General features: G+C 75.2%; 19 protein-coding genes and 1 pseudogene. 7 read left to right on the plus strand and 13 right to left on the minus strand.

Features of this window, described 5'->3' with window-relative positions:
* Positions 1 to 150 precede the first annotated feature (150 nt).
* Positions 151 to 1,572, plus strand: a complete 1,422-nt coding sequence (gene dnaB / locus PKE99_RS01245; RefSeq protein ID WP_037042063.1) for a replicative DNA helicase — start codon at positions 151 to 153, stop codon at positions 1,570 to 1,572.
* A gap of 115 nt (positions 1,573 to 1,687) precedes the next feature.
* On the opposite strand, the gene PKE99_RS01250 is transcribed toward dnaB, so the two are convergent.
* The gene (locus PKE99_RS01250; protein ID WP_037042061.1) at positions 1,688 to 2,605 is read right to left on the minus strand and encodes a cation diffusion facilitator family transporter; all 918 of its coding nucleotides are present in this window, start codon (positions 2,603 to 2,605) and stop codon (positions 1,688 to 1,690) included.
* Between the two features lie 209 nt (positions 2,606 to 2,814).
* Here PKE99_RS01250 and PKE99_RS01255 point away from each other — a divergent pair, with 209 nt between their 5' ends.
* Positions 2,815 to 3,147: a DUF3040 domain-containing protein gene (locus PKE99_RS01255; RefSeq protein ID WP_037042058.1), complete on the plus strand. Its 333-nt coding sequence runs from the start codon at positions 2,815 to 2,817 to the stop codon at positions 3,145 to 3,147.
* Positions 3,148 to 3,161: 14 nt separating this feature from the next.
* Here the strand turns inward: PKE99_RS01255 and pcaD are convergent, their stop codons facing one another.
* From pcaD to PKE99_RS01270, 3 genes are read right to left on the minus strand one after another with little or no spacing between them, the layout of a single operon-like run.
* The gene (gene pcaD, locus PKE99_RS01260; protein WP_037042056.1) at positions 3,162 to 3,923 is read right to left on the minus strand and encodes a 3-oxoadipate enol-lactonase; all 762 of its coding nucleotides are present in this window, start codon (positions 3,921 to 3,923) and stop codon (positions 3,162 to 3,164) included.
* A 13-nt stretch (positions 3,924 to 3,936) separates the two neighbouring features.
* Positions 3,937 to 4,608: a CoA-transferase gene (locus tag PKE99_RS01265; protein ID WP_231498084.1), complete on the minus strand. Its 672-nt coding sequence runs from the start codon at positions 4,606 to 4,608 to the stop codon at positions 3,937 to 3,939.
* Complete coding sequence (locus PKE99_RS01270) at positions 4,605 to 5,390, minus strand: CoA transferase subunit A (protein WP_037042054.1); 786 nt, start codon at positions 5,388 to 5,390, stop codon at positions 4,605 to 4,607. The genes PKE99_RS01265 and PKE99_RS01270 overlap by 4 nt, the downstream gene beginning before the upstream one ends.
* Before the next feature lie 118 nt (positions 5,391 to 5,508).
* Between PKE99_RS01270 and PKE99_RS01275 the strand changes: the two genes are divergently transcribed.
* On the plus strand, positions 5,509 to 6,408 hold the full coding sequence (locus PKE99_RS01275) for an aldo/keto reductase (RefSeq protein ID WP_037042052.1): 900 nt from the start codon (positions 5,509 to 5,511) through the stop codon (positions 6,406 to 6,408).
* Between the two features lies 1 nt (position 6,409).
* Here the strand turns inward: PKE99_RS01275 and PKE99_RS01280 are convergent, their stop codons facing one another.
* Positions 6,410 to 7,903, minus strand: coding sequence for an SDR family oxidoreductase (locus PKE99_RS01280; RefSeq protein ID WP_081923861.1), 1,494 nt, complete (start codon positions 7,901 to 7,903; stop codon positions 6,410 to 6,412).
* Positions 7,904 to 7,960: 57 nt separating this feature from the next.
* Complete coding sequence (locus tag PKE99_RS01285) at positions 7,961 to 9,265, minus strand: AI-2E family transporter (RefSeq protein ID WP_081923860.1); 1,305 nt, start codon at positions 9,263 to 9,265, stop codon at positions 7,961 to 7,963.
* Positions 9,266 to 10,055: 790 nt separating this feature from the next.
* On the opposite strand from PKE99_RS01285, the gene PKE99_RS01290 reads away from it, so the two are divergent.
* Positions 10,056 to 10,625: a hypothetical protein gene (locus tag PKE99_RS01290; protein ID WP_197040503.1), complete on the plus strand. Its 570-nt coding sequence runs from the start codon at positions 10,056 to 10,058 to the stop codon at positions 10,623 to 10,625.
* Between the two features lie 288 nt (positions 10,626 to 10,913).
* Here PKE99_RS01290 and PKE99_RS01295 read toward each other — a convergent pair whose 3' ends face one another.
* The 3 genes from PKE99_RS01295 to PKE99_RS01305 are packed head-to-tail and all read right to left on the minus strand — an operon-like array spanning position 10,914 to position 14,126.
* Positions 10,914 to 12,170: a D-arabinono-1,4-lactone oxidase gene (locus tag PKE99_RS01295; RefSeq protein ID WP_037042049.1), complete on the minus strand. Its 1,257-nt coding sequence runs from the start codon at positions 12,168 to 12,170 to the stop codon at positions 10,914 to 10,916.
* A gap of 19 nt (positions 12,171 to 12,189) precedes the next feature.
* Entirely contained in the window at positions 12,190 to 13,512 is a 1,323-nt protein-coding gene (locus PKE99_RS01300; protein WP_037042048.1) for an amidohydrolase family protein, read from the minus strand.
* Positions 13,509 to 14,126, minus strand: a complete 618-nt coding sequence (locus PKE99_RS01305) for an NYN domain-containing protein (RefSeq protein WP_037042046.1) — start codon at positions 14,124 to 14,126, stop codon at positions 13,509 to 13,511. Before PKE99_RS01305 ends, PKE99_RS01300 begins: the two co-directional genes overlap by 4 nt.
* An 86-nt stretch (positions 14,127 to 14,212) precedes the next feature.
* Between PKE99_RS01305 and paaI the strand changes: the two genes are divergently transcribed.
* Complete coding sequence (gene paaI / locus PKE99_RS01310; protein WP_037042045.1) at positions 14,213 to 14,674, plus strand: hydroxyphenylacetyl-CoA thioesterase PaaI; 462 nt, start codon at positions 14,213 to 14,215, stop codon at positions 14,672 to 14,674.
* Positions 14,675 to 14,681: 7 nt separating this feature from the next.
* Here paaI and trmB read toward each other — a convergent pair whose 3' ends face one another.
* Genes trmB through PKE99_RS01325 form a run of 3 tightly spaced genes read right to left on the minus strand, consistent with a single transcriptional unit; the run spans position 14,682 to position 17,216 of the window.
* Positions 14,682 to 15,368 (minus strand): tRNA (guanosine(46)-N7)-methyltransferase TrmB, encoded by a 687-nt coding sequence (gene trmB / locus PKE99_RS01315; protein ID WP_037042044.1) that lies wholly within the window; start codon positions 15,366 to 15,368, stop codon positions 14,682 to 14,684.
* Positions 15,361 to 16,389: a glycosyltransferase family 2 protein gene (locus PKE99_RS01320; protein WP_231498083.1), complete on the minus strand. Its 1,029-nt coding sequence runs from the start codon at positions 16,387 to 16,389 to the stop codon at positions 15,361 to 15,363. Before PKE99_RS01320 ends, trmB begins: the two co-directional genes overlap by 8 nt.
* A 47-nt stretch (positions 16,390 to 16,436) precedes the next feature.
* Positions 16,437 to 17,216, minus strand: a complete 780-nt coding sequence (locus PKE99_RS01325) for a glycosyltransferase family 2 protein (RefSeq protein ID WP_051737013.1) — start codon at positions 17,214 to 17,216, stop codon at positions 16,437 to 16,439.
* Positions 17,217 to 17,628: 412 nt separating this feature from the next.
* On the opposite strand from PKE99_RS01325, the gene PKE99_RS01330 reads away from it, so the two are divergent.
* Both PKE99_RS01330 and PKE99_RS01335 read left to right on the plus strand, forming a co-directional pair.
* Positions 17,629 to 19,026 (plus strand): DUF2339 domain-containing protein, encoded by a 1,398-nt coding sequence (locus tag PKE99_RS01330; protein WP_051736960.1) that lies wholly within the window; start codon positions 17,629 to 17,631, stop codon positions 19,024 to 19,026.
* Positions 18,993 to 19,460 (plus strand): annotated as a pseudogene (locus PKE99_RS01335) (DUF2339 domain-containing protein); the annotation flags it as partial. The gene PKE99_RS01330 and the pseudogene PKE99_RS01335, both read left to right, overlap by 34 nt.
* On the opposite strand, the gene PKE99_RS01340 reads toward PKE99_RS01335, so the two are convergent.
* Positions 19,374 to 21,107: a PH domain-containing protein gene (locus PKE99_RS01340; protein WP_051736958.1), complete on the minus strand. Its 1,734-nt coding sequence runs from the start codon at positions 21,105 to 21,107 to the stop codon at positions 19,374 to 19,376. The pseudogene PKE99_RS01335 and the gene PKE99_RS01340 sit on opposite strands and share 87 nt — an antisense overlap.
* Positions 21,108 to 21,242: the final 135 nt, after the last annotated feature.

Raw genomic sequence — 21,242 nt, forward strand, 5'->3', positions numbered from 1 at the left:
AGACCGTTCGTCGCACGCCACCCGAGGGCGTGACCCCGGACGGGTCCGGGTCGGGGTGGGGCGTTCGCCGCGCGGCCGGGAGAACCGGCTGCGGATCGAACTCATGTTCGATACCATGAGGCCACGTGGTGACAGGGGGTGACGTCGGGCATGGCGGTGACGGATGACCGTCCCAATCGGCCGCGAGCCGTCCGCGAGGGCGAGGGCCGGCAGGGCGGGGACTCCGCGGGCGGGGCCGTCCCGAACCCGTTCGACCGTCAGCCCCCGCAGGACCTCACGGCCGAGCAGTCCGTGCTGGGCGGGATGCTGCTGAGCAAGGACGCGATCGCCGACGTGGTGGAGGTGCTGCGGCCGGACGACTTCTACCGGCCCGCGCACCAGACGGTCTACGACTGCATCCTCGATCTCTACGGCCGGGGCGAGCCGGCGGACGCGGTCACGGTGTCGGCGGAGCTGCAGCGCCGCGGCGAGCTGATCCGGCTCGGCGGCGCGCCGTATCTGCACACGCTGATCGCCACGGTGCCCACGGCGGCGAACGCGGCGTACTACGCCGAGATCGTCGCGGAGAAGGCCACGCTGCGGCGGCTGGTCGAGGCGGGCACGCGGATCGTGCAGCTGGGTTACCACGGGGCCGAGGGCGCGGAGGTCGAGGAGGTCGTCGACCGGGCCCAGGCGGCGATCTACGAGGTCACCGAGCGGTCCACGAGCGAGGACTACGTCCCGCTCGAGGAGCTGCTGCAGCCCACGATGGACGAGATCGACGCGATCGCCTCACGCGGTGGTGTCTCGCTGGGTGTGCCCACGGGGTTCCAGGACCTGGATGCGTGCACCAACGGGCTGCACCCGGGGCAGATGGTCGTGGTGGCGGCCCGGCCGGGTCTGGGCAAGTCCACGCTCGGGCTGGACTTCGCGCGGTCGTGCTCGATCAAGCACCAGATGACCAGCGCGGTGTTCTCGCTGGAGATGAGCAAGACCGAGATCGTGATGCGGCTGCTCTCGGCGGAGGCGCGGATCCGGCTGGCGGACATGCGGGCGGGCCGGATGAGCGACGACGACTGGACGCGGATGGCGCGGCGGATGTCGGAGATCTCCGAGGCGCCACTGTTCATCGACGACTCGCCGAACCTCACGTTGATGGAGATCCGGGCCAAGGCGCGGCGGCTCAAGCAGCGCAACGACCTGAAGCTGATCATCCTGGACTACCTGCAGCTGATGACCTCGGGCCGCAAGGTCGAGTCCCGCCAGCAGGAGGTCTCGGAGTTCTCCCGGCAGATCAAGCTCCTCGCGAAGGAGCTCGAGGTGCCGGTGGTGGCGATCAGCCAGCTGAACCGTGGCCCGGAGCAGCGCACGGACAAGCGGCCGATGATCTCGGACCTGCGTGAGTCGGGCTCGATCGAGCAGGACGCGGACATGGTCATCCTGCTGCACCGGCCGGATGCGTTCGAGCGGGACGACCCGCGTGCCGGCGAGGCCGACCTGATCCTGGCCAAGCACCGTAACGGCCCCACCAACACCATCACGGTGGCCCACCAGCTGCACTACAGCCGCTTCGCCGACCTCGCGCACGGCTGATCCCCGAGCCGCATTATGGAACCACAATGCGCGAAATCCCGGCTCAGAATCGCGTTATGGAACCATAATGCGTTCAACGTGGACCAGAAACCGCATTATGGTTCCATGATGCGGGTCAGTGGCAGGTGTGCTCGTGGCCCACGTGGGCGTGCTGCTCCAGCTGCAGGGTGCTGTGGCTGAGGCCGAAGCGCTCCCGCAGGGCGGCACCGGCGCGGTCGAGCACGGTCGCCCCGCAGCCCGTCGCGTCCTCGGCCTCCTCCGTGACCACCAGGTGCGCGGACATGGACGGCGTGCGGTCGTTGATGGCCCACACGTGCAGGTCGTGCACGTCGGCGACGCCGGGCACGGCGAGCAGCGAGCTGCGGACCTCGGCGACGTCGATCCCCGCCGGCGCGCCCTCCAGCAGCACGTGCCAGACCTCGCGCAGCAGGCCGATCGCCCGGGGCAGGATCAGCGCGGCGATGAGCAGCGAGGCGAGCGTGTCGGCGTAGGGCCAGCCGGTGGTGACGAGCACGATCGCCGCGACCATCACCCCGACCGAGCCGAGCGCGTCCCCCAGGACGTGGAGCATCGCCCCGCGCAGGTTCATGTTGCCGCGGTCCCCGCCGGCGAGGATCGCCAGCGACACGAGGTTGCCCGCGAGCCCCGCCGCACCGATGACGAGCAGCGGCAGCCCCGGGATCTCCGCGGGCTCGAACAGCCGGGCCACGCCCTCCACGGCCACCCACACCACGACGGCGACCAGCGCCACGGCGTTGAGCCCGGCCACGAGCACCTCGACCCGGCCCAGGCCGAAGGTCCGGTGGTGGCAGGCGGGCCTGGCCGCGAGCACCGACGCGACGACGGCGGCGGCGAGCGCTCCGGCGTCCGTGAGCAGGTGGCCCAGGTCCGCGAGCAGCGCGAGCGAGCCGGTGAGCAGGGCGCCGACGCCGCCGAGGACGGCGCAGGCCAGGGTCACGAGCAGGGCGGCGACCAGCCGACGGCGGTCGCTCCCCGCGCCGTGGCCGTGCCCGTGTCCGTGACCCGTTCCCATGGCCCGCACGCTACCCATGCGTGATCGCGCATGTAAAGGGGAAGGGTCCCCTCACCCCGCGCGGTGGCGATCACATCCCTGGTCCCGTCACAACCCTGTCCAAGGTCACGATTCGGTCACCTACACTGGTGGGTGGTGCACCCGGATCAACGGCGAGCGGGACGCCGTTCCCCAACCAGGCCTTCGCGAACCCGGGGGTAGCCCGAACGATGCTCAGCGACCGCGAGCGAAGCCAGTTCGCCCTGATCGAGCAGGGCCTCATGTCCGGCGATCCGCTGTTCGTGGCGCGGTGCAGCGCGCTCGGGCGGAAGGTGCGCCGGCACCGGCCACCGCAGAGCCGCACCGCCCGCCCCGCGGACCGCCGCTCGGTGCACGCCGCGGGCCTCGTGCCCACGATCCTGCTCGGCGGCGGCCTGCTGCTGCTGGTGCTCGGCGGGGCGGCGGCCGCGGTCCCCATCGTCGTGGCCGGGATCCTCATGGCCATGGCCGCGCTCGGGCTGGCCCTGACCGCGCCCCAGCGGGCGCGGCCCGACACCCCTTAGGTCACCGCCACCCCTCAGGTCAGGTGCCCGAGGAGGAGGTGGTTGGCCTCCTCCGTGCTCTGCATCGTCGCGAGGTGCCCGCCGTGGATCACCTCCAGGTGCGCCCCCGGGATGCCCGCGGCGATGGTGCGGGCGTGCGGCTCGACGGGCGTCGGCTTGTCCTCGTCCCCCGCGATCACGAGCGTCGGCGCGGTCACGGCGCCCAGCCGGTCGCGGTGGTCCCACACCTCGATGGCCTCGCAGCAGGCGATGTAGCCGTCGTCGGGGGTGTCGGAGACCCACCCGACGGCCCGCTCGACGACGTCGGGGTGCTTCTCCGCCCACTCCGGCGTGAACCACCTCTCGACGACGCCCGGCGCGATGCCCGCCGTGCCCCCGGCTCGCACGGCCTCGATGCGCTGCCGCCAGACCGAGGGGTCCGGGAAGTTCGAGGAGGTGCAGCACAGCACCAGCCGAGCGATGCGGTCCGGGTGCTCGGAGCCCAGGTACATCCCGACCATGCCGCCGAGCGAGAGCCCGCACCAGTGCACGCGGTCCGCGCCGAGCGAGTCGAGCGTGGCGAGGACGGCCTCGCCCAGGGTCCGCATCGTGTAGGGGCCGGGCGGGTTGGGCGAGGCGCCGTGTCCGAGGTGGTCCATGCGGATGACCCGGAAGTGCTCGGCGAGGGCCGGGAGGTTCGGCTCCCACATCTCGAGCGTGCTGCCGAGCGAACCGAGCATCACGAGCACGGGCCCGTCCTCGGGCCCGTCCGTCCGGGTGTGGAGCAGGTCGGTCATGGGCCCGATCCTGTCATCCGGCCCGCAGCGCGGCGACCTCCTCGGCGGTGGCCGGTTCCGTGACCCCCACCTCGTCGGCGACCTCGAGCGGCCAGCCGGTCTCGGCGCGCACCCGGTCGACGGAGACGCCCGGGTGGACGTCGGTGAGCACGAGCTCGGCCGTGGCCGGGTCGGGCCGCAGGATCCCCAGGTCGGTGACGACGGCGACCGTGCCCACCCCGCGCAGGCCCAGCTGCGCGCGGTCCAGCGGTCCGGCCAGGGCACCGGGCGCCGTCACGAAGTCCACGCGCACCACGAACGCCGACAGTCGGTGCGGCAGCAGCACGACGACCCGCCCCGCGCCGGCCGCGATCTCCGCGGCCGCGCCGACACCGGCGAGCCGTGTCGTCGGCTCGTCGTACTCGCCGAGGACGGTGGTGTTGACGTTGCCGAAGGCGTCGACCTGGTCGGCGACGAGCACGCCGACGTCGACCCGCCCGCCCTGCAGCCAGTAGGTCGTGTCGGCGACCCCCGCGGTCGCGGCGGGCACACCGTCGACGGTGCCGTCGTCGCCGAGCACGGTCAGCCCGGGCGCGTGCACGGCACGGGCGAGCCTGGCGGCGCGCCGGGCCGCGCCGCAGCCGGCCACACACACCTCGCCGTCGGCGAGCAGCCGGGCGGCGGTGACGAGCATTTGGTCGCTCACGCGCGGATCCCCTCCAGCCAGCTCGTGAAGCGGGCCCGGTCGCCGGAGACGCCCGCCCAGGAGCGCCCCACGGTGTCGTCGCACGGGTCGGCGCGCGGATCACCGTCCGGCGCGGCGGCGGGCACCACCGCGATGCGGGTGACCGTGAACGCGGGGAGGACGACCGCGCCGTGCTCGGGCTCGAGCTCGTCGACGACCTCCTCGACCGTGACGAGGGCGCGGCGGGCGGCCAGCACGGCCTCCTTGCGCAGCCCGGGCACCCCGCGGAGCTGAACGTTCCCGGCCCGGTCGGCGCGCTGCGCGTGCACCACGGCGAGATCGGGGCGCAGCGCCGGCAGCGCGGTGAGCTCGGCGCCGGTGAACGGGCAGCGGACCGTCGCAAGGTGCGTGACGGCCGCGAGATCGGTGCCGGTGTAGCCGTCCCGGACCGTCCCGAAGGGCAGGCCGGAGGCGCCCGCGACGTACCGCGCGGCCATCCCCGCCTGGGTGTGCTCCTCGATCTCGAGCGGCGCGGGCCAGCCGGTGACCAGTGCGTCCCGGATCCGGTGCAGGCCCGGGTCGAGCCGGGAGAACACGAGTTTCCGCACGCATCCCGCGCCGACGAGCTGGTCGCCGGCCGGGCCGGGTGCGGTGCCGACGAGGGTGAGGTCGCGCGGCCTTCGTCGCAGGATCGCGTGGGCGGCGGCCGCGGGGACCGACGCGCCGAGCCCTTCGAGGGCGATCTCCGCGCCGTCGTGCACCAGTGCGTCGACGGCGTCGGCCAGCGGCGAGATCGTGGCCACGGCGCGAAGTTAACGGGCGGCGGCAGGGGCGGCAACCGGACGCAGTGACCGCCGTGACCCCTGCGGTGCTGGTCACGATCGGGGGCGACGCGGACACCGACGGTGCCACCCTCGTGCCATGACCAGCGTCATCTCGCAGAACGAGGCCGCCGAGGGCGCCGGCCCCGCGGCTGCCGCCGGCACGTTCCGGATCGGCGAGGGGCCCGTGGTCCGCCGCCTGGGGTTCGGGGCGATGCGGATCACCGGGCCCGGGGTGTGGGGCCCGCCCGCCGATCCCAAGGCCGCGATCGACGTGCTGCGCCGCGCCGTCGACCTCGGCGTGAACCTCGTCGACACCGCCGACTCCTACGGCCCGGAGACCTCCGAGGAGCTGATCCGCGAGGCCCTGCACCCGTACGACGGGCTGACCATCGCCACCAAGGCGGGCCAGCTGCGGCCGGGGCCGGGGCAGTGGACGCCGTGCGGGCGGCCCGAGTACCTGCGCCAGCAGTGCGAGCTGAGCCTCCGCCGGCTCGACGTCGAGCGCATCGACCTCTTCCAGCTGCACCGCGTGGACCCGACGGTCCCGGCCGCGGACCAGTTCGGCGTGCTCGCCGAGCTCAAGGCCGAGGGCAAGATCGCCGAGGTCGGGCTGTCCGAGGTCTCCGTCGAGACGATCGAGCAGGCCCGCGGGATCGTCGAGGTCGCGACGGTGCAGAACCGCTACAACCTCGTCGACCGCGCGAGTGACGACGTCCTGCGCCACTGCACCGAGAACGGCATCGGCTTCATGCCGTGGCACCCGGTCGCGGCCGGCGCCCTCGCCGAGCCCGGAGGCGCCGTCGCCGAGATCGCCTGGGCCCACGGCGTGACCGCGCCGCAGGTCGCGCTCGCGTGGCTGCTGCAGCGCTCGTCGGTCATGCTCCCGATCCCGGGCACGGCGGACCTCGCCCACCTCGAGGACAACTGCCGCGCCGCGGAGCTCGAGCTCGATCTCGCCGAGATCGACCGCCTCGACGCGGGCCTCACCGAGCTCTGACCTACGACGCCCGCCGCTCGGCCCCGGTGGCCGCCGGGGCCGAGCGCTCGGCGGTGCGGGTGATGTTGCGGACCATGCCGCCGAAGACGATGCCGTGGAAGGGCGCGACCGACCACCAGTAGAGGTGGCCGGCGAGCCCGTGCGGCACGAAGACGGCGCGCTGGGTGTAGCGGGAGCCGCCGGGGTCGGGGCCGACGCCCATCTCCAGCCAGGCCAGGCCGGGCACCTTCATCTCGGCCCGCAGCCGGAGCAGCGTGCCCTCCTCGAGCTCCTCGACCCGCCACCAGTCCAGGGCGTCGCCGGTGTGGAGCCGGTCGGGGTCGCGCCGTCCGCGGCTCAACCCCACCCCGCCGACGAGCCGGTCCATCCACCCGCGCACCGACCAGGCGAGCGGGAACGAGTACCAGCCGCGCTCGCCGCCGATCCCGGTGACGACCCGCCACAGCTCCTCGGGCGGCGCGGAGCAGGGCTGCTCGCGGTCGTCGGTGTACACGCTGCCGCCGGACCAGTCCGGGTCGCTCGGCAGCGGGTCCGACGGCGCGCCCTCGACGGCGGCGCCCGACCAGTGGGTCTCGACCTCGCCGGACCGGATCCTCGTCAGGGCCAGCTCGACGGCCCGGTCGTAGCCGATGCGGCCCTCGGGCGGGTCCGGTACGTACTTCAGGATGTCCTGCTCGCGGCACACCACCTCGTGCACCAGCGACTCGATCAGCGGCGCCGCGATGCCCTTCGGCACCGGCGTGACGATGTTGACCCAGTGCGCCGAGAGCCGCGGCGTGAGCACCGGCACGCCGACGACCCGTCGCCGAGGCAGCCCGGCGACCGTCGCGTACCGCTGCATCATGTCCAGGTAGGTGAGCACCTCCGGGCCGCCGATGTCGAAGGTCCGGTTGACGTCCGGCGGCAGGTGGGCGGCACCGATCAGGTAGCGCAGGACGTCGCGCACCGCGATGGGCTGGATGCGGTTGTGCACCCACCGCGGCGTGAGCATCACGGGCAGCCGCTCGGTGAGGTAGCGCAGCATCTCGAAGCTCGCCGACCCCGACCCGAGGATCACCGCGGCCTGCAGCGCCGCCGTCGGCACCCCGCTGCGCAGCAGGATCTCGCCGACCTCGGCGCGCGAGGTGAGGTGCTCGGACAGCGGCCCGTCCGGGTGCAGGCCGCCCAGGTAGACGATCCGGCGCACGCCCGCGGCGCGCGCGGCCTCGGAGAGGATGAGCGCCGCCCGCCGGTCGATCGAGGAGAAGTCCCGGTCGGCCAGAGAGTGCACGAGGAAGTAGACGACGTCGACGCCCTCGCACGCCCGCCGCACGCTCTCGGCGTCGAGCAGGTCGCCCTGCACGATCTCCGCGTGCCGGGCCCACGGCACGTCGCGCAGCTTGCCGGGATCGCGGACCAGGCAGCGCACCGCGGAGCCGGCGCCGCCCTCCTCGATCAGCCGGGGGGCCAGCCGTCCGCCGATGTACCCGGTCGCACCGGTGATCAGGTATCGCACCCGCCCGATCCTCCCGCTGCCGGGCCGGATCGGCACGTCAGGCCGCGCGCCGTGGCCTCAGCCGGAGCGGCGCAGCCGGCTCTGCACCCGGCTCCACCACGACGGCACCCGGATGCGGTGCGCGGTCTCGGCGTTGGCCTCATGCGGGTCGACGGCGTTGATCGTGCGGGCCGGGGGCTCGTCGTCGCGCACGAAGGAGCGGATCGCGGCGCTGAGCACGGCGAGCAGCGGCACCGCGAGCAGGGCGCCCGGGATCCCCGCGATGACCACGCCGCCGGCCACGGCCAGCACCACCGCGAGCGGGTGCAGCCGGACGGCCCGCCCCAGCAACAGCGGCTGGAGCACGTGCCCCTCCAGCTGCTGCACGGCGATGACGACGGCCAGGATGATCACGGCGGGGATCGGTCCGTTGGCCACCAGGGCGATGAGCACCGCGACCGCGCCGCTCACCACCGCGCCGACGGTCGGCACGAACGCGCCGAGGAAGACCAGCGCCGCCAGCGGGACGACCAGTGGCACTCCGACGGCCCAGAGCCCGATGCCGATGCCGATCGCGTCGACGAAGGCCACGAGCACCGTGGCGCGGGTGTAGCCGACGAGCGTCGCGAAGGCCCGCCGTCCGGCGATGTCGACCTTCTCCCGCCGGGCGCGCGGCGCGGCCTTGAGCAGGAACGCCCAGATCCGCCGGCCGTCGTACAGGAAGAAGATCAGCGTGAAGATGGTGAGCGCGAGCCCGGCGCCGACCTCGGTGATCGTCGCGGCGGTCGTGAGGGCGCCGGACGTGAGGTTGGCCTGGTTGTCCGTGATCGCCTGCCCGATCTGCGCCGGGATGTTCCGCAGCTGCTCGGAGCTGAGGTTGAACGGCGGCCGCGCCAGGAACTGCTGGATCGACGTGAGGCTCGCGGTGAGCTGCTGCTGCAGCTGCGCGAAGCCGCCGATGAACGTGTTGACCACGAAGGACAGCAGCCCGCCGATGATGCAGAAGCCCGCGACGATCGTGATCGCCACGGCCGGCCCGCGCGGGACCCGGCGGGCGACGAGCCAGTGCACGACCGGGGCCATGAGCGCGGAGATCAGGGTCGCGATGGCCACCGGGATCACCACGACCCGGAGCTGGATCACGAGGAAGACGAGCAGGCCGGCCGCGGCGGCGATGATCAGGCCCCGCGCCGCGACCTCGGAGGTCACCCGCAACGGCGTGGGCACGTAGGAGGCCGCGTTCCGTCGGCTGCGCTGCTCGGGGACGACCGGGGACGGCGGGGGGACGGGGGTGCCCGCGGGTTCCGGGGTGCGGGGCGCCGCCTCGGGGTCGGTCCGGTTGTCGATCCCGGGGCCGGTGGCGGCCGCCCGATCGTCGGTCATCCGCGAACGGTAGCCCTTCGTCGATCGCGGCGCGGGCCGATCGGGCATGACGCCGTCGGAAGAGGCCCGCTGCTCCGTTCCGGTGGCCGGGAGTAGCAGTGTCCACCGCGTTGGCCTAGTGAGGTTACGGATCGTCGAATTACACCCGTGTAGTTGACCGCCTCCTGAGCGGGTACTGAATCATCCGAGTGAGAGCGTGGTGACGCTCCGGAGCACTCGGTGGTTGCGGTGACAGGCAGAACCGTAGTGATCTTGGGTTCGGGGCCGCCCGGGCGACACGCCGGACGACGTCGATCACGCCCGATGGTGTGGTGGCCGCCGGGGCCCGGGTCGATCTTGTCGGTACTGCCGGTACCAGCGGGGACGGGGCCGGCCGGAGCCGGCGCGGGCGCGCGGGCCCGGGCCCCGTGAAGATCGTCGGGGCGGGCCGGACGATCGCCCGCGGAGCCGTCCGTCCCGAACGGGTGAGGTCGGGGCGGAGATGCAGGTCCCGAGGTCCCGCCGGGCGCCTCGGAGGCTCCGCAAGCCCCGGCAAGGCGTCACTGAGCGTCTCGAAAGTGGCTCAGCCGGAAGCGGAGAGCGACGATCGGTGCACCGTGGCACCGCCACACCACCCGAACGGCTGGAGATGGCCCGAAAGCGGGTAACGGCTGCTTCCGACCCGTTTCCCCGAGAAGGTGACCCCGTTGTGGGTGGTGTGTGGCCGAACGGCCCTGTGGGGACAGGGCCGATGGCAGCATCGCGCGGCACACGGACGACGCGAGTTACAGAGATGACGGAGGTGCGGGGCGTGACCGACAGGGAGCGAGCCCTCGACGGGGCGGTCGGCCGGCGGAAGGCCACGGTGCGGGTGCGGGGCGTCGAGGACACCGGTCCCTTCCCGGGCCGCCACGCGAGCCGGACCGAGATCGCGGCGGAGACGCCGATCTTCCACGCCCTCACGGTCGGCGGCTGGCGCGGCCGGCAGAGCGAGCAGACCCCCCGGCAGGCCCCGGCCCGCCGGCCCGGCCGCCGCTCGGCCGAGGCGCTCGACGACTTCCGTCGCGACCCGCTGACCGCGCCGATCCCGGTGCAGGCCTACTCCACGCTGACGGCCCGCCCCGCGCCGCCCGCCCCGGCTGCTCCGGTCGCGCCGCCGGCGCCGCCCGTGCGGCAGCCGGAGCCCGCCCCGGTGTCCGCGGGCTACGACCGCGCGCCGCTCTACGCCGCGCACGTGCCGACCTACGCGCCGGCCGCCCCGGCGTACACCTCGCTGACGGACACCGGCCCGCAGGCGCTGGGCGAGCTGTCCTCGCGCACGGGCCGCCACCACCGCCGGGCCGTCGGCTCCGGGTCGGGGCACCACCACCTGGCGTACTGACGCCGGGACGCAGGACCCCGGGGCTGGGGAGCCCCGGTGAGGGAAAGAGAGAACGGACCGCGGCAGCTTCGGGCCGCGGCGGACGTCGGTCGGCTGGGGAGCGGATCGGCGTCGACCAGGGGCCGGTGGCCCGGGGTCCGGGGGAGTGACCGGATCGCGGAACCACCGGCCCTCGTCGTGTCCGCAGTACGGAACCACAACGCGTCGAAAGGGGCTCCCGAGCCGCATTATGGTTCCATAATGCGCAGAAAGGGTCCTCGGAAGCGCATTATGGTTCCATAGTGCGATTCAGGGGCCGAGCAGGGCCTCGAGGTGGTCGCCGTTGAAGAGGCGGTCGGGGTCGAGCCGGTCCCGCACGGCGAGGAAGTCCGGCAGCGCCGGGTAGGCCACCGCGACGTCGGCCGCGGTCCAGTCGTGCCGGCCGCCCCAGTGCGGCCGCCCGCCCATCCCCTCCAGCACCGAGCCGACCAGCCGGAAGAGCGGCCCGTGGTCGTCGCCGCGGTGGGTCCGCACGGTGATCCAGGCCGTGGCGCGCCCGTGGGCGGGATGCAGCCAGCCGGTCTCGGCGGGACCCGTCCGCACCTCCACCGGGCGCCGGATCTCCTGGTCCCGCGCCGTCGTCGCCGCCCCGAGCGCGCGGATCGCGTCCGCGAGCGCCTCGCGCGGCAGCGCCCACTCGGTGAATCCGCCCCGGACGGGGTGCGGGTCGGGCAGCAGCTCGTGCGGCGGCCCGGTCACCACGCCCTCCCAGCGCGGCGCCGGCCGCGAGCGCTGCGCCGACCACTGCGCCGACGCTGTGTGCCCCAGCCGCGTGACGACGCGGCCGAGCGCCTCCACCGGCCCGCCGGGCACGGCTTCGGGCTCCCGGTCGACGACCGGGCCGGCCCATCGCAGCAGCGCCTCGCCGCTGGGCAGGTGCAGCTCCACCGCCGCGAAGCGGTGCGCGTCGAGGGGCCCGTCGACCGCGAGGGCCTCCTCGGCCACGACCGGCTCCTCGTGCGCCTCCACCTCGGTCGCCGGCACGGTCCGCAGCTCCACCTCGGTGACGACGCCGAGGGCCCCGAGACCCGTACGCACGGCGTCCAGCTCCCCGACGTCCCCGTTCTCACCGGCCTTGCGCACCCGGCCCGTGCCGTCGACGAACCGCATCCCGACGACCTGGTCGGACAGCGAGCCGATCCCCGCGCCGCCGCCGTGGGTCCCGGTCGCGATCGCGCCGGCCACCGTCGCCAGGGGCGCGTGCGCGACGGGCGCGAGCGCCCGGCCCCGCGGCGCCAGCGCGGCCTGCACCGACGCGAGCGTGGCGCCCGCGCGGGCCCGGACCGTGTCGGAGGTGATCGCGGCGACGCCGGTGAGCGCCGAGCAGTCGACGTGCACGTCGTTGGTGAGGGTGAGGGTGCTGTCCGAGCGGCCGGAGCCGAGCGGGCGGACGGTCAGGCCACGTTCGGCGGCGCGGCGCACGGCGGCGACGACCCCCGCCTCGTCGAGCGGCCGGTCGGTGCGCCGGGGCCGGCACTGCTGCCCGCCCCACCAGTTCACCCACATCGCGTCGACGATAGGAGCCTCACGTGTGCAGCCGGGCGGCGACGGCGCGCAGGTCGGCGCGGGCGCGCTCGGCGTCGACCTTGACCGGCTCGCCGTCGTCGATCACCCGCTCCCCCGCGACCCAGACGTCCCGGACCAGCCGGGACCCGCCGGCCCAGACGAGGTTGGACAGGAGCTGGGCGTCGTCGTCGGGGTCGACGAAGGCCTGGTCGTCGAGGTCGACGTGCACGAGGTCCGCCCAGCGGCCGGGCTCCAGGACCCCGATGTCCGCCCGGTCGATCGCCTCGGCGCCGTCCCGGGTGGCCATGAGCAGCACGTCCGCGGCGGTGAGCGCGGCGGCGTCGTCCTCGCGTACCCGCGCGAAGAGGGCGGCGAGCCGGGCCTGGTGCCAGAGGTCGAGGTCGTCGCCGGAGGCCGGCCCGTCCGTGCCGAGTCCGATGCGGACACCGGCGCGCCGCAGGTCGCCGACCGGGGCGAGGCCCGCCGCGAGCTTGGCGTTGGACCCGGGACAGTGCGCCACCGCGACGCCGTGCCGCCGGTAGAGCCCGATGTCCTCCGCGGACACCTGCACGGAGTGGGCGGCGAGCACCCGCCCCCCGAGCGCGCCGACGGCCTCGAGCTGGGCCGGTACGGAACCGAACTCCTCCCGCTGCGCGAGGTCCTCCTGCCGGGACTCGGCGACGTGCACGTGCAGCAGCGCGCCGCGTTCCCGGGCCGCCTCGGCCGTCGTGGTCAGCGCCTCGGGCGGCAGCGTGTACGCGGAGTGCGGCCCGTACCCGAGCTCGACGCGCTCGTGCGGGCCGGACCGCAGCCCGCCGGCGTCGATCCGGGCCGAGACGCCGTCGCGCATCTCCTCCCAGGTGCCGAGCCGGTCCCAGCCGGGCGCGGCGATGATCCCCGGGGTGAGCAGCACCCGGGAGCCGGCGGTGAGCACGGCCTCGATCACGGCGTCGGCGACGAAGTACATCTCCACCGAGGTGGTGCAGCCGGTCCGCAGCAGCTCCACGGCACCGGCGGTCATCCCGATCCGGACGTCCTCCTCGGTGAACCGCGCCTCGGCCGGCCACATGACCTCCTGCAGCCAGGACATCAGCGGCAGGTCGCCGCCCATCCCGCGCAGCGACAGCATCGGCGTGTGGCAGTGGGTGTTGACCATGCCGGGCATGAGGAGACCGGGCAGCGCGTGCACCGGCCCGTCGAGTTCGGGGGCGTCCGCCCGGGGGCCGACGTGGGCGATCCGCCCGTCCGGCCCGACGTCGACGACGCCGTCGCGCAGCACGGGGAACCCCGCGCCGCAGGTCAGGACCACGGGCGCGGTGAAGCGTTCGCCCCCGGTGGTCACCGGCGCGGATCGAGCAGCGAGCGCAGGGACCGGAAGGGCGGGAGCCAGGCGCCGGTGTCCGGCAGGGTCTCGAGGGTCATCCGCGGCAGCGGCTCGCGGAACACGCCGTCGATGTCCTCGAGGTCGAGGAAGGAGATCGTCTCCGAGTTCAACGCGAAGTTCGCGTACTCGCGGAACCCGATCACCGTGACGTCCGTGTGCTGCTCGATCAGCTTCTCGAGCGGCTCGCGGAAGGCCCGGCCGTCGCCGGACGCCACCACGACGTGCCGGAGGTGGCCCTCCTGCTCCCGCATCTCGATGTGCCGGAGCATGTCGTCGTCGATGTCGGAGTCCTCGGTGACCTTCGGCTTGGCGAAGACCGCGAACCCGACGTTGCGCAGCGCCTCGACCCACGGCCGCACGACCTCGGTCGACCCGGGCACCACGTTCGTGAACACGCACGCCTCGGCGACGGCCTCGGGGCCCGCGAGGTCGAGCAGCCAGCGGCCGACCGCGTCGAACCGCGGGCGGAAGGCGGAGGTGGGCCGCGCGCCCAGCAGCGAGCCGAGGCTCATGTCCATGTTGGGCGCGTCCCAGACGAGCAGCACGCGCGGGAGGGGGCCGGTCGACGTCACGGGGTCCGGGTCTCCCGAGGCTGGGTGCGCATGTCCGTGACCCTATCCCGACTCCGACGCCGGTGGCGGCCCGTCACACTGACCGGGTGAGCACGAACGGAGCGGACGATCCCGCGGCGGATCCCCAGGCGACGGCGGAGCGCGTCGCGAAGGCGATGGTGCACCACGACGAGGCGATCCGCGGCGCCGGCATCCGGCTCGTCGACGTGGGGCCGGGGCGGGCGCGGACCGCGCTGACGATCGAGGAGCGGCACGTCAACGGGCACGGCATCGTGCACGGCGGCTACCTGTTCTTCCTCGCCGACGCCGCCTTCTCCTTCGCCTGCAACAGCCACGGCGTCTCGACGGTCGCGTCCGGCGGCGACGTCGCCTTCCTGCGCGCGGCCCGGGTCGGCGAGGAGCTGGAGGCCGAGGCGGTCGAGCGGGCGCTCGTCGGCAAGTCCGGGCTCTACGACGTGACGGTCCGGACCGCGGCCGGCCAGGTCGTGGCCGAGTTCCGTGGCCGGTCCCGCGCGGTGCCGCACCTGCCGGCGCCGACCCTCGACTAGCCGGCGCCTAACGCACGTACAACAGGTCCCGGATCGCCCGGCCCTCGCGCTCCGCGCGCTGCTCGAACTTCGTCAGCGGGCGCGAGTCCGGGCGGGGCAGCCACCCCTCGGGCCCGGCCGCGGGGGCGCGGTGCAGCAGCGGGCAGGCGTCGCACACCTCGCGCATCTGCAGCGCGTAGTGCTCCCAGTCCGTGGCCAGGTGCAGCCAGCCGCCCGGGCGCAGCCGGGAGGCGGCGAGCGCGACGAACCCGGGCTGGACGAGCCGGCGCTTGTGGTGCCGCCGCTTCGGCCACGGGTCCGGGAAGAAGATCCGAATGCCCTCGAGCAGGCCCTCGGGGACCGCGCGGTCGAGGAGGTCGACGGCGTCGCCGCGCAGCAGCCGCAGGTTCTCCAGCCCCGCCTCCTGCCGCAGCATGAGCAGCCGGGCGAGCCCGGGCTCGTAGACCTCGACGGCCAGGTGGTCCACCTCGGGTGCGGCGGCGGCCATCTCGGCGGTGGCGTCGCCCATCCCGGAGCCGATCTCCAGGACCACCGGCGCCGTGCGACCGAAGAGGGCCTCGGGCTCGAGCCGTTCGACCTCGGCGACGTCGCCGCCGTACTCCGGCCACCACCGGTCCCACGCGTGCTGCTGGCCCTCGCTCAGCCGGTTGCGCTGGTGGACGAACGAGGGGATGCGGTGGTGTGTGTCAGGCACCGTCGGCCGCGGGCAGGGAGACGTGCGAGGTGGCGCCGGGCAGCTTGCCGCGGACGTAGCCCGCGGTGGTGAACCCCAGGCAGACGACGACGGCGGCCGCGGAGGCCGGCCGCTTCGCCTTCACCTCGCGGATCAGCGCCCTGGGCAGCACGGTGGCGACGTAGCCGCGCTCGGTGGACAGCGCGTCGTCCGTGCCGACCAGCTTGGAGACGGCGGCCTTCGACAGCCCCTCCGCCCAGCTGCGGCGGCGCAGGTAGGACCAGTCGACCCGGTCGTCGGAGACGCGGTGGTCGACCTCGGCGCGCGGCTCGAAGAGGATCTTCACCTCGCGCCCGTCGGCCTTGTAGGCCTGCCGGGCCCGGATGCAGAGCTCGGTCTCCTCGCAGCCCAGCGGGTTCTTGCCGATCCGGCCGATGTCCTCGGCGAACCCGCCGACCCGCTTGAACACCTCGCGGCGCAGGGACATGTTGCAGCCCATGAGGTTGCGGACCTCGGCCTGCTCGGTGGGCTGGCCGGTGTAGGTGCAGCCGACGACCCAGTCGAGCTCGCCGGTCGCGTCCCGCCCGCCGGGCGCGCCCGGGAGGGTGGCGGGCCGGCCCGAGTCGTCGACGGCGGCCCGGGCCACGGGCCAGCGGGGGTGCGCCACGCCGCCGACGCCGATCACCGCCGGGTCGGCGTAGGGCGCCAGCAGGGCGCGGAGCCAGCCGGGGCGGGCGGAGGCGTCGTCGTCGAGGAACACCACGACGTCGCCCGTCGCCATCTCGACCGCGGTGTTCCGCGCGCCCGACAGGCCCTGCTTGTGCGCGTTGGGCACCACCTGCACCCGCGGGAACGCCTCGCGCGCCCGCTCGAGCAGCCCCTCGTTGTGGTCGACGACCACGATCGTCTCCACCGGCAGCACGTCCTGCGCCGCCACCGACTCGACGGCGGACACGATGTCGGCCCACCGCTTCTCGGTGTAGACGCAGACGACCACGGTCGCGGTGACCGGCGGCTCGGGTGCGGGCTCGAACAGGTTCACGGGGCGGGGTCCTCCGGGTGCGGTCCGCCGGCGGCCGACTCCTGCGGTCAGCTCTTGCGCTTGTCGGCGCGCCGGTGCTCGGACAGCAGGGTACGCAGCACCCGGGTGCCGTCCGCGAAGGTCCGCAGGTTCGTCTCGCCGAACATGCGCTGCTTCTCGACCGACGGCACCTCGGTGATCTTCAGTCCGGCGGCGGCGATGCGGCAGTTGAGCACGGTCTCGATCTCGAACCCGTCGCCCCACAGCATCGTGCCGTCCTCCGGCTGCGGTTCGCCCGGGTCCGGCAGCTCCAGCAGCGGGAGCAGGTCGGCCCAGAAGGCGTTGTAGCCGTAGCACAGGTCGGTGTACGACGTGCCGAACAGCGCGTTGGCCACGGAGTTCAGCCCGGCGTTCCCGGTGCGGCGCAGCAGGGTGATGTCGTCGCTGCCGCCGCCCGCCGCGAAGCGGGTGCCCTTGGCGAAGTCGGCGCCGGCGACGAGGGCCGAGACGAACGCGGGGATCTCCGCCGGGTCGGCCGAGCCGTCCGCGTCGAACATCACGACGACGTCGCCGGTGGCCGCGGCGAACCCGCACGCCATCGCGTTGCCCTTGCCCTTGCGGGTCTGCGTGATGCACCGCACCCAGGGCAGTGTGCGACGCGCCGTGCCGATGGTGTCGTCCGTGGAGTTGCCGTCCACGACGATGATCTCGTGCACCGCGGGGCGCACCGCCGCGATCTGCGGCAGGACGACCTCGAGGTTGCGCGCCTCGTTGCGGGTCGGCACCACGACCGTGACGGCCGGGTTGGCCGAGCGCCGCGGCGAGGGCCGCGGTCGCGGCCTCCGGATCCCGGCCGGCGGACCGGCGGGCGGCGCGAAGGGGCCGGGCGGCATCGCGCCGGGCGGCACGGCCCCGGGCGGGGGCCGGTACCCGACGGGCGGGGGCCCGTAGGGACCCGGACGCGGGCCCGGTCCGGGGTGCTGCCCGGGGCCGCCGGGCCGAGGTCCGCGGTACGGCGGCGCACCGGGCGCCCCGGGGGGCACCGGCGACGAGGCCGGACGGGCGGGCGTTACGGCGCTCACACAACCTCCAGACAGGTCCGCTCCAATCGGGACAACGAGTCACCGCGACCCCCGGTTACGGGTGATCGCGATCTCACTCGCCGGGGATCGGGTCGGTCGGGGAGCGTGACCGTGTCGTGACTCGATCCTCGTAGTCGTACGCATCCTGACGCGTCCGATCGGCGGCATGCTCAGCGGTATGTCCGAACCGACCGGTCGTCCGCCCGCGCTCGACGAACGGCTGCTCTCCGTGGCCGTCGAGCTGACCCGTCTCGGCAGGCGGGTCGACGAGCTCGGCGGCACCGTGAACGCGCTGGTCACGGAGCTGCGCGGCGGTGCGGCGGACGGCATCCCGGACGGGGCCGCGGTGGGGGCCTCGGCGGGCCCTGCGGAGGCCTCGCGACCGTCCGCCGACGCGTCGGCACCGTCCGTCCCGCCGCGCGTGTCGCGGCACTACACCACCGATCCTGTGGCCACGCTGTGGACGCCCCGGTCGGGTGTGTCGCCGTCGCCCGCGGGTGGACCGTGGGGGCCGTTCCCGCCGGGCGTCGCCATCGGTCCCCACCAGGCGTTCCAGTACGCCGCGCCGATCGGCCCGCGCCGGCCCAGCCTGGTGGAGCGGCTCCGGGGCCGGTTCTCCGGCCCCGCCCTCCTGGCGGTGACCGGTGCGGCGGTGACGCTGCTCGGTGTCGTCCTGCTGCTGGTGCTGGCCGCCTCGCGGGGCTGGTTCTCCCCGCCCGGCCGCGTGGCCGCGGGGGCCCTCCTCGGGGCCGTCCTGGTCGGGCTCGGGATGCGGCTGCACCGCCGGCCCGAGGCGCGGACCGGGGCGCTCGCGCTGGTCGGCACCGGGGTCACGGCGCTGTACCTGACGGTCGCGGCCGCCACCGCGCTGTACGGCCTCCTGCCCGCGGTCGCCGGCCTCCTCGCCGCCCTCGTCGTCGCCGCGGGCGGGGTGGCCCTGGCCGACCGCTGGCGGTCGCAGGCGCTCGCCCTGGGGTCCGTGGTCGGGGCGGCGCTGCTCGCGCCGTTCGTCGCCGACGGCCCGGGACCGCTGCTCGTCGCGCTCGTCGTGGTGCTGCAGGCCGCGGCGGTGCCGGCGGTGGTGCGCCGCGGCTGGGGCGTGCTCGCCGCGACGGCGGCCGGCGCGCCCGCGCTTACGGCTTGGTCGGCCCGTACGCCGAACCGCTCGTCCCCGCGATCGCGGCCGCGGCCGCCGCGCTGGTCGTGGGGCTCGTCCCGACGCTCCTGCTCGACCGTCCCGGCACCCGGCCGGCGCCGCTCGCCCTGGCCTGGGTCGTCGCGGCCGCTCCGCTGCCGCTGCTGGCGCTCGCGACCCGGACCGGTCCGTGGCCGGGCGCGGGGCTGGCGCTGCTCGCGGCGGTTGCCCTTCTCGCGCTGGCGATCCCGGCCGGGCGCGCCGCCGTCCGGCTCACCGCGCTGGTGGCCGGCTCGGTCGCCCTCCTGGTGGCGACCGTCGTGGCGTTCGACGGCGGCACCCTCGACGCGGTCCTGCTCGGCGAGGGCGTCGTGGTCCTGGTCGCGGCTGCGGTGCTGCGCAGCCGGGTGGGGTTGCTCGTCGGTGGCGGCTTCGCGCTGATCGGCTACCTCGGTGCGCTGGCCGGGGCGCTGCCCGACCCGACCTCGGTCCCCGCCCTGCCCGTCCCCTTCCGCGGTCTCGTACTCGCCGTCCTGGTCCTCGCCGCGGCGGTCGCGGCGCTCGTCGCCGCAGGGCGGACCGGGCTGATCAGGGCCGACGCCCGCACCGCCGTGCTCTGGGTCCCGCTGGCGCTCGTCGCGCTGCACGGCGCCACCACCACGGTGGTGACCGCGGCGCTGCTCGTGTCGCCCGACCGCACGGGCTTCCTCGCCGGGCACGCGCTCGTCACGGTGTCGTGGACGGTCGCGGCGCTGGTCCTGCTGGCCCGCGGGATCACCCGGCCGGCGCTACGGGCGGCGGGTGCGGTCCTGGTGGCGGCAGCGGTCGGCAAGCTGGTGCTGTTCGACCTGCTGGCGCTCGACGGCCTCGCCCGCGTCGCGGCCTTCCTCGGCGCCGGGCTGGTCCTGCTGGCGGCCGGACACCGCTACGCGCGGCTGGTCGCCCGCGGCACGGGGGACGGGGCCGGGAACGGGACCCGAGACCAGGAACGGCGCGAGGAGTGACGGCGTGGCCTCGCCGGCCAGCCGCAGCGCCTCCCGGCCGTCGACGTCGTGGGCGTGGAAGGCGCCCCGACCGGCCGCCGTGGTCGCCCCGAGGGTGACGAGTCCGTTGCGCCGCTGCAGGATCGTCTGCCGCACGGTCCAGCCGATCACGCCGTCGAGGTGCAGCGCGACGGTGCTGCGGCGCAGCGACCCGGCGCGCACCACGAGGTAGCCGCCGACCACGGCGTGGCCCAGCCCGCGGTAGGTGTCGAGCGCGATCGCCGCGCCGACCGGGGCGCCGACGGCGGCCAGGACCACCGCGACGAGCACCGGCCACAGCGTCCCGGTGACCACCCCCGCCGCGACGAGCACCACCACCGGCGGCGTGACGACGAGTGCCGCCCGCCGCAGCCGCCGGCGGCGCGCGGCGGGCGGGTGCGGGCGCAGCGCGGCGGCCGTGGGCGAGCGGGACTCGCCGAGGATCACCGCGGCGACGCGCTCGGCGAGCCGGCGCGGCGCGGTCGGCAGCAGGGTGCGGTGCTCGGTGCTCTCGGTGCCGCTGCCCACGAGCAGCCCGCTCGCGACGGCGTCGACACGCGCGGCCCCGGCCAGCCGCACCCCCAGCGGCTCGACGAGCTCGACGCCGGTCAGGCGCCGCTCCTCCAGCGAGATCGAGCGGGTGGTGAGCACTCCCCGCCGGACGCGCAGCGTGCCTCCCGGCTCGCGGTCCAGCCGGAACCCGCTCCACGTCTCGGCGTACACCAGGAACGCGACGACCGTGCCGGCCAGCAGGATGCCGAGCACGACCAGCACGATCCGGGCCGCCGGCGGCGCCACCCGCAGCAGCGGGCCGAGCGGGCGGTCGACCAGCGCGAGGACCACGGCCAGCACGGCGATCCCGAACAGCGGGGTGGCGGCGGTGAGCACGCCGTAGCGCAGCCACCGCGGGTCCAGCTCGGCGATGCGGCCGTCGGCGGGGCCGGCGGGCGGGCCGCCCGCGGAGCGCATCCGGTCGAGCAGCAGCGTGCGCAGCCGGTCGGCCTCCATCCGCTCGACCGGGCGCAGCCGCAGCGTCGCCTCCCCGCGGCCGCGTTGCTGGCCCGTGCCCACGCGCAGGGTGACCAGGCCGAACGCCCGCAGGACCGGGCCCGCGGCCACGTCGACGGTCCGGACGCGCTCGATCGCCATGCTGCGCGCCCGCCGGACGATCACGCCGGTGCGCAGCTCGACCCGATCGGCGGTGACCCGGTAGCGCGAGCAGCGCCACCGCGCGTAGGAGGTGGCGACGGCGAACCCGACGAGCAGCAGCGAGACCGCGAGCGTCCACAGCGCGACCGGCCCGGCGAGCTCGGGCTCGCGGGCGGCGACGACGACCACGGCCGTCGCGCCCAGGACGGCGACGGTGACGGTCGTCAGCACCCCCGCGACCGGTACACCGCGCTGGTCCAGCCCGGTCCAGCCGGCCGGGTCGGGCTCGAGGTCGGGGCTCCCGGCGAGGTCGGCGGCGAGGCCGGCGCCGGGGGGCGCGCCGGGCCTCACCGGCCCGCTCCCCCACCCCGTCGGCCCACGATCGTTTCCCCCCGGTCGCGTCGTCCCGTCCCGTCCTCGACGTTCCACTCTGACGTACCGACGGCCCGCGGGCGAGGGGCGGGGTGCGATCGGGCGGAACTCGTG

Source organism: Pseudonocardia halophobica (assembly GCF_027922425.1).
Classification (GTDB): Bacteria; Actinomycetota; Actinomycetes; order Mycobacteriales; family Pseudonocardiaceae; genus Pseudonocardia; species Pseudonocardia halophobica.